At 71.3% G+C, this 5,666-nt stretch carries 7 protein-coding genes; 4 read left to right on the forward strand and 3 right to left on the reverse strand.

Annotated elements, in window-relative coordinates; genetic code table 11:
* Nucleotides 1-752: NAD(P)H-dependent glycerol-3-phosphate dehydrogenase (locus NQ160_RS17165; protein ID WP_257516371.1), on the forward strand; the 752-nt coding region annotated here is incomplete at its 5' end.
* Nucleotides 658-1,749 carry a D-alanine--D-alanine ligase family protein gene (locus NQ160_RS17170; protein ID WP_257516372.1) on the forward strand — a complete coding sequence of 364 codons (1,092 nt, stop codon included), beginning with the start codon at nt 658-660 and terminating at the stop codon, nt 1,747-1,749. The genes NQ160_RS17165 and NQ160_RS17170, both read left to right, overlap by 95 nt.
* Here NQ160_RS17170 and NQ160_RS17175 read toward each other — a convergent pair.
* On the reverse strand, nt 1,742-2,218 hold the full coding sequence (locus NQ160_RS17175) for a DUF3515 domain-containing protein (protein WP_257516373.1): 477 nt from the start codon (nt 2,216-2,218) through the stop codon (nt 1,742-1,744). The genes NQ160_RS17170 and NQ160_RS17175 overlap by 8 nt on opposite strands.
* A gap of 72 nt (nt 2,219-2,290) precedes the next feature.
* On the opposite strand from NQ160_RS17175, the gene thiL reads away from it, so the two are divergent.
* Nucleotides 2,291-3,286, forward strand: a complete 996-nt coding sequence (thiL, locus tag NQ160_RS17180; protein ID WP_257516374.1) for a thiamine-phosphate kinase — start codon at nt 2,291-2,293, stop codon at nt 3,284-3,286.
* A gap of 1 nt (nt 3,287) precedes the next feature.
* On the opposite strand, the gene rsmD is transcribed toward thiL, so the two are convergent.
* Both rsmD and NQ160_RS17190 read right to left on the reverse strand, forming a co-directional pair.
* Nucleotides 3,288-3,851: a 16S rRNA (guanine(966)-N(2))-methyltransferase RsmD gene (gene rsmD / locus NQ160_RS17185; RefSeq protein ID WP_257516375.1), complete on the reverse strand. Its 564-nt coding sequence runs from the start codon at nt 3,849-3,851 to the stop codon at nt 3,288-3,290.
* Nucleotides 3,852-3,855: 4 nt separating this feature from the next.
* Complete coding sequence (locus NQ160_RS17190) at nt 3,856-4,437, reverse strand: 1-acyl-sn-glycerol-3-phosphate acyltransferase (protein ID WP_257516376.1); 582 nt, start codon at nt 4,435-4,437, stop codon at nt 3,856-3,858.
* Between the two features lie 73 nt (nt 4,438-4,510).
* Between NQ160_RS17190 and NQ160_RS17195 the strand changes: the two genes are divergently transcribed.
* On the forward strand, nt 4,511-5,666 hold a 1,156-nt coding region (locus NQ160_RS17195), incomplete at its 3' end, for a DEAD/DEAH box helicase (protein ID WP_257516377.1).

Below are 5,666 nucleotides of genomic sequence, written 5' to 3' on the forward strand. Positions count from 1 at the left end.
AGGTCATCGAGCAGGAGCTGCACTGCGACCCGGCTCGCATCGCCGTGGCATCCGGACCGAACCTCGCCCTCGAGATCGCCCGCGAGCAGCCGACCGCCGCGGTGATCTCGTCCACGAGCCGTGAGACAGCCGAGGCGGTGGCGCGTCGTGCGCGCAACCGCTACTTCCGCACGTTCGTCAACACCGATGTGATCGGCACCGAGTTCGGGGGAGTGCTGAAGAACCTCATCGCCGTGGCCATCGGCATCGTCGACGGCGTCGGCTACGGCGAGAACACCAAGGCGTCGATCATCACACGAGGGCTCGTGGAGATGACCGACTTCGCCGTGGCACAGGGCGCCCAGCCCGAGACTCTGCAGGGCCTGGCGGGCCTGGGCGACCTCATCGCCACGTGCCAGTCGCCGCTCAGCCGCAACAACACCGCGGGCCGGCTGCTGGGCCAGGGATACAGCTACCACGACGTCGTGAAGCAGATGGATCAGACGGCCGAGGGTTTGAGTTCGGTCGCGCCGATCCTGAACCTCGCCCGGGCGGCGGGAATCGCCATGCCGATCGTCGAGCAGGTCAAGATGGTGCTCGACGGCACCATGCAGCCGCGCGACATCGCCCCGCATCTGACCACCGACGACGATCAGCCCCAGGGCGAAAGGACGCAGAATGAACAAGCCGGCAGTGGCGGTGCTCTTTGGAGGTCGCTCCAGCGAGCACTCGATCAGCTGCGCAACGGCGGGAGGCGTGCTGCGGGCGATTGACCGCGAGCGCTACCGGGTGATCCCCATCGGCATCACCCGCGACGGCGCCTTCGTTCTCGAAACGGAAGATCCCGACCGCTTCGTGCTGACCGAGGGGGCGCTGCCGGAGGTCTCCGACAACGGCACACGGGTGCGCTGGCCCGAGTCGACCCTGTCCCGCGAGCTGCGGGTGGTCCGGCCCGACGGCTCTGAGGAGAGCCTCGGCGAGATCGATGTGGTGTTCCCGATCCTGCACGGCCGCTTCGGCGAGGACGGCACGATTCAGGGGATGCTGGAGCTGCTCGGCCTGCCCTACGTCGGCGGCGGTGTGCTGATGTCTGCCATCGGCATGGACAAGCACGTCACCAAGAGCGTGCTGCAGGCGGCCGGGGTGCCGGTGGTGCCGTGGCGCCGAGTGTCCGCCGCGGATCTGCGCCGCGATCGTTCCCGGTGGGAACGTGAGATACGTTCGCTGGGCCTCCCGGTGTTCGTCAAGCCCAACCGCGCCGGTTCGAGCGTCGGCGTGTCGAAGGTGGAGAGCTGGGATCAGCTCGATGCCGCGCTCGAAGTCGCCCTCGCGGAGGATTCCAGTGCGCTCGTCGAGCAGGCCGTCGTGGGTCGCGAGATCGAGTGCGGGGTGCTGCAGGGCCGTGACGGCGACGCCCCGCGAGTGAGCGTGCCCGGAGAGATCGTGGTCACAGGCCGGGCCTTCTACGACTTCGAGGCGAAGTATCTCGATGCCGCGGGCGTCGACCTGGTCTGCCCTGCTCCGATGCACGACGGCGAGCTCGTTGAGATGCGGCGGGTGGCGGCGCGCGCGTTCGAGGCGCTCGGCGGCGAAGGGCTGGCCCGGGTGGACTTCTTCTACACCGGCACGGAGTTCTTCGTGAATGAGGTGAACACCATGCCGGGCTTCACGCCCATCTCGATGTTCCCCACATGCTGGATCGCCTCGGGCATGACCTACCCCGGGCTCATCTCCGAGCTGATCGAACTGGGCCGGGAACGCGTCAGCTGAGCAGTTCGGCGGTCTCGGTGCACTGCCGATCGCGTGGCAGCGTGTCGACGATGTAGGGAGCGAACCGCGACAGCACCTCGTTGGGGGAGACCTCCTCGTTGTCGACGAAGACCTCCACAGCGGGCGTCCGCCCGTACGTCGTGATGCGATACCGCGGCGCGTCGGACTCGTCGACGATCCAGTCCACGCCGTCGATCGTGATGCAGCGGGCCTCGGTGGGTCCCGGGGTCGGGACGCCGCAGCTGAGGATCGCCGCCGTCGGGTCGCCCCAAGCCGCCGTGGACTGCGCGTCGGTCCAGCGGCGGTCGTGACCCTCGATCGACGACGGCAGCCGCACCATGACCTCGGCGCACAGCGGATTGTTCGCGTCGGCGGGGGCGGTCAGCGCCAGCGACGAGCCGCTGCAGCCGCTCAGAACGAGCATGCCGGCGGCAGCGGCGAGCACGGCGAACGGGCGGAATCGGGGCACCACTCCAGCGTAATCGAGACCGCGGCGAGCCCTGCCCGGTCGCCACGCAGGCACGGCCGGTACGGTGGAAAGGTGACGAGCGAACCCGAACAGACGGTGGCCACGGCCGGGGAGGGCGCCGTCTTGCGGGAGGTCTTCGCTGCGCTCGACGGGTCGTCCCGGGCCATCGTCGGACCGGGTGACGACGCTGCTGTGCTGGCGGCGCCGGGGGAGCGGGTCGTCGTCACGACCGACACCCTGGTGCACGGTCCGGACTTCCGCCTGGCGTGGTCGTCAGGCACCGACCTCGGGTGGAAGGCTGCCGCCGTGAACCTCGCCGATGTGGCCGCCATGGGGGCACGTCCGGTCGCCCTCTTCGTCGCGCTGGCGGTGCCGCCCGAGACCGGCGTGCGCTTCGTCGCAGACCTGGCGCGGGGACTGCGCGCCGCGTGCGACGCGCTCGCGCCCGGGTGCGCGGTGGAAGGAGGAGACCTCACGATCTCGGACACCCTCACCGTCGCCGTCACCGCGGTTGGCGTGCTCGACGGGGAACTCCCGGTGCGCCGCTCGGGCGCCCGTCCCGGTGACGTCGTCGCCATCGCCGGCGATGTCGGCAGGGCAGCCGCCGGGCTCGCGCTGCTCTTCGACCGTTTTCGCGACGACAGCGGCGAGGCCGTGCCGGTCGTGACGTCGCACCTCACGCGGCGCGAGGCGGCCGCGATGCAGGCGCAGCTGCGCCCACGGCCTCCGATCGCATCGGGCCCCGACGCAGCCGCGGCGGGGGCGACCGCGATGATGGACGTCTCGGATGGCCTCGCCCTGGATGCACGGCGGCTCGCCGCGGCATCCGGCGTGACGATCGCGCTGACGTCAGAGGCGCTGGGATCCGACCCGGTGACGGCGCTGGAGGGCGGCGAGGACCACGCGCTGCTGGCCACCTTCGCACCCGACGCGGCCCTTCCCGAGCGATTCCGGGTGATCGGCGAGGTACGCCCCGAGGGGGCGGAATCCTTGCTGGTCGACGACGCGCCGTACGGCGGCCCAGGCGGCTGGGACCCCTACCGCGACTGGGACCGCCACAGCGGCTGAGTCAGGCCGTGGTGGCCCACCACAGCGTGGTGTCGCCGTACCGCTTGTCGCGGTCCAGCACGAGACCCTCGGGAAGCCCGGGCTGGGGAGATCGGCGTGCGCGCTCGATGACGACGGTGGCATCGGGGGCGAGGCGGGACACCAGGAGGGACAGCGTCTGGGTCAGCTCCGCTTCGCCGATGTCGTACGGCGGGTCCAGGAACACGAGGTCGAAGTGGTCGTTGCCGGCACGCAGGAACGCGTCGGCGCTGGAGCGGTGCACCCGCCACGCGACCGAGGGCGCACGGACGGCCCGTGCCACCGCGGCGGCGTTGCGCTGCGCGGTGGATGCCGCCTTGGGTGCCTTCTCGACGAGGTCCACGGCCGACGCTCCGCGGCTGAGGGCTTCGAGGCCGAGGGCACCCGAGCCGGCGTACAGGTCGAGCACGCGGGCGCCGGTGAGCACGTCGGCGGCCTCCAGCGAGCTGAAGAGCGCCTCGCGCACACGGTCGCTGGTGGGCCTGGTGCCGGCGTCGGGGACGACGAGCGTGAGCGAGCCGGCGGCGCCGGAGATGATCCGAGTCACGACTTCACGCTACCGGCCGCGACGACTCGTCGCGCAGCCGTGGTTCGGCACGGTTCTGCGGCCGAAGCCCCGCCTTGTCGGCGTAGAACGCGCGGATGCGGTCCATGTCGGCGCCGACGTCGCCGGTGAGCTCGATCGTGACGCCCAGTCCCGCGGTCATGGTGGTGCGGTCGACGTAGCCGAGGGTGACCGGCATGCCGGTTTCGCGCGCGATGCGGTAGAAGCCCGACTTCCACGAGGCACCCGGCCCTCGCGTGCCTTCGGGGGTCACGACCAGCCCGAACACCTCGCCCGCCCGGATGCGGGCCACGACGTCGTCGACGACCCCGCGGGGGTCGTCGCGATCGACGGGGATGCCGCCGAGGCCCCGCATCAGGGGCCCGCGCCAGCCGCGGAAGAGGCTCTTCTTCCCGAGCCACCGCACCGGGATGCCCAGGCGCCACGCCATCGCGAGCATGATCACGAAATCCCAGTTCGATGTGTGCGGAGCGCCGATGAGCACGCTGGGGCGCTCGGGTGCGGGCGTCGTGACGAGCCGCCAGCGGCTCAGCGCCCAGAAGCTGCGGGCGAGGGTACGTCTGATCACACGTCCACCGTACGACGCCCCTGCTGTGGGTCCGCGAACGGGGGTGTCGGCGGGCCGACCTAGAATCTCCCTCATGGTGTCGCTCGAGTCGCGTCTGCGCGCCGCGGTGGGCGACAAGACCGCCGGGGCGCTGGAGCGCGCCTTCGGCATGCAGACCGTCGGCGATCTGCTGGCTCACTATCCGCGGCGCTACGCCAAGCGGGGCGAACTGACCCCGATCGATTCGCTGCCGCTGGGCGAGCAGGTGACCATCGTCGCCGAGGTGCGCTCTGCCACCGAGCGACGCATGCGCAACCGGCGCGGATCCATCCTCGAGGTCGTCATCAGCGACGGGCAGGGTGCCCTCGTGCTGACGTTCTTCAACCAGGCATGGCGCGCGGCGGAGCTGACCCCCGGACGGCGGGGGATCTTCTCGGGAAAGGTCGGGATCTACCGCGGCGCGCAGCAGTTCGCCCATCCCGACTATCAGCTGTTCGAGGACGACACCGTCGCCCTGACGGCCGCCCGCGCGCGGTCGACCGAACCGGTCCCCATCTACCCCGCCACGAGCACGGTGGCCAGCTGGCAGATCAAGAAGACCGTCGACACCGTGCTCGACGTGCTCGACTCGGTGCCCGACCCCCTCCCGGAGTCGTTCCGCGTCGCGCGCGACCTGCTCGACGCGCGCACCGCGCTGGAGCGCATCCACCGCCCCGAGACTTTCGAGCAGATCGGCCAGGCACAGGAGACCCTCCGAACGCATGAGGCGTTCGTGCTGCAGTCGGCCCTGCTGCAGCAGCGTGAGCAGGTGCGCTCCCTGTCGGCGACGTCGCGCACCGCCACGCCCGGGGGGCTGCTTGCACAGTTCGACGCAGCACTGCCGTTCGCCCTCACCCCCGACCAGGAGAGCGTCGGTCGCCGCATCGCGTCCGACCTCGAAGGCGCGTGGCCGATGAACCGGCTCGTGCAGGGCGAAGTCGGTTCCGGCAAGACCCTCGTCGCCCTGCGCGCCATGCTGCAGGTGGCCGAGACCGGGGGACAGGCGGCGCTCATCGCCCCCACCGAGGTGCTCGCCGCGCAGCACGTGCGCTCCATCGCCCGCATGCTCGGCCCCCGCCTGGCTCCCGAGCTCATGCCCACGCTCCTCACCGGACAGCTCACGGCCGCCGAGCGCCGCAAGGCGGCGCTGCGCGCGGCCTCGGGCCAGGCGCGCATCGTCGTGGGCACCCACGCGCTGCTGAGCGCGTCGA

This window comes from Microbacterium sp. zg.Y909 (assembly GCF_024626565.1).